The sequence below is a fragment of the Sphingopyxis sp. genome (assembly GCF_016463645.1).
GTDB lineage: Bacteria > Pseudomonadota > Alphaproteobacteria > Sphingomonadales > Sphingomonadaceae > Sphingopyxis.
Genome location: NZ_JAEMQX010000261.1, coordinates 1 through 1,762, shown reverse-complemented (window position 1 = coordinate 1,762; position 1,762 = coordinate 1). Strand labels below are relative to the sequence as shown.

Below are 1,762 nucleotides of genomic sequence, written 5' to 3'. Positions count from 1 at the left end.
CTCGCTGGACGACTTTACGTCGAGGCTAGCGCCAATCCACGCAGTGGTTCGTGCACCGGCCAAAGATTACGGCTTGTCCTCCTCCAGCCGGACAATCCGCACCACACACCGCGCCGGAATCTCGATGATCCCGCTCAGCCGCACATCCTCGTCGCCGACGAGCATGGCCGATCCGGCGAGGACCTTCACGCAATCGTCGTCGTGGATCAGGCGGCCGACCGACAGGCAGACTTGCGTCTTGCCGGGCTCGAAATTCCCATAGCTGGTCCAGCCGCCGTCGGGTTCGCGCGGCTGGATCCATTCGATGGCTACGGTACGGCCGAAGCGGGCGACGATGCGGTTGGCGCGGGCGTCTTCGAGGAGGCTCATGCTTCGCCTCCGGCCTGTGGCTGGCCCGTGTCGGCGTCGGCGTCGGCGCTCTTCGCCTGCTTCCCCGCCTTCCACGCCGCCCAGCTTTCCTCGCAGTACGCCGCGTTCCATTCGCGTTCGAGTTCGGCGATCGCGCTTTCGATCCTTCGCCGGGTTTCGTCGCGTTCGCGGCCGGTGCCGCCGCCGCTGAGGCGCTTGTCTGCCAGAAAGCCGTGGGGGTGCCGGTACACCGGCTGGCGCGCCTGTTGCCAGCCCTCGGCGCGTTCGCGCAGGCGGTTCGCGGCGGCGCGCATGTCGCCGCGGGTGATCCTGCCGGTCGCGGGGTCGCTCTCGCCGGGCTCGCCCTCGACGATATGCTCCTCGTAGCGTTCGAACCAGATCTCATCCTCTTCGCCGCCCCCGGTCCACGGGACATGGTCGGCGGGGGGCGGGTTCGGGTGCGCGAGGTCGCCGCCTTCTTGCGTCGCCCAGTCGATATTGCCCGCGCCGGCGCCGATCGGCACGATCATGTCGGGGTGGTGCATGTGCCACTCATGCTTTTGCGGATTGAGGTAGGCGTCCTCCTTGCGCACCGCGTCCCAGTCGGTGCCGGGGCCGGTGAGCATGTCCCACGCGGCGCGCTTGACCGGATCGTGCGAGATCCGGCGCTGAAAGGCGGTGCGGATGGTGCGGAGGCGGTCGTCGAGGTCGGTTTCCTGCCGGTGCGCGCGCGCGTCATGTTCGAGCAGCCTGGCCTGACGCTCGGCCTCCCACTCGGCCCGCCATTTCTCGCGCAGGCGGCGGATGCTGTGCGGGACCGCGGTGCCGGGGCCGTCGACGGGGTTGATGCCGCCGAAATTCTCCGGAAAGCGGCTCGCGGCGATATGCTGCATCGCGCGGATGTTGGGGCGGCGGCGTTCGAGAATGACCTGACCGCGCTTCGAGATCGTCTCGGGCACGCCGTAAATCGCATATTCCATGAGCAGGTCGGCGACGCGGCGCGCGCCCGCCTCGACCGCGCGGTCCCATGCCGCGGCGAAGCTCTCCGCACCCGCGCGCTTGCGGAGCTGGTAGAGCGCCGAGCTGCTGTGGCCGATCGCCTTCGCCGCCATGCTGACCGCGCCGGTCGCGGCGAGCTGCGCGATGAAGATGCGCTGTTTCTGCGCGTTGATGCCGGTCCACGGCTTGCTGCGCCGTTCGACCGGGGTGAAGGCCAGTTCTTCGGGAAGGTCGTCGACATCGTCCGCGGCGTCGAGGACGACGGGGAGGGGCGGAAGGATTTCCTGGGTCATGCATGGCTCCTTTGGTTTGCTGTATTTTACCAAACGAACCATATTGGAACATTGTAGGAAAGGGGAATGTTTGGACCGGCGCCGGATGAAGCGACGCGCGGGTCCCCAACGCCGCCCCGTGT

General features: G+C 68.1%; 2 protein-coding genes. Both read right to left on the bottom strand.

All coding sequences use genetic code 11. The features are described 5' to 3' along the window. Window positions 1-66: 66 nt before the first annotated feature. The gene (locus tag JHC57_RS22365; RefSeq protein ID WP_294032755.1) at window positions 67-369 is read right to left on the bottom strand and encodes a hypothetical protein; all 303 of its coding nucleotides are present in this window, start codon (window positions 367-369) and stop codon (window positions 67-69) included. Then, on the bottom strand, window positions 366-1,640 hold the full coding sequence (locus JHC57_RS22360) for a hypothetical protein (protein ID WP_294032754.1): 1,275 nt from the start codon (window positions 1,638-1,640) through the stop codon (window positions 366-368). The genes JHC57_RS22365 and JHC57_RS22360 overlap by 4 nt, the downstream gene beginning before the upstream one ends. Window positions 1,641-1,762: the final 122 nt, after the last annotated feature.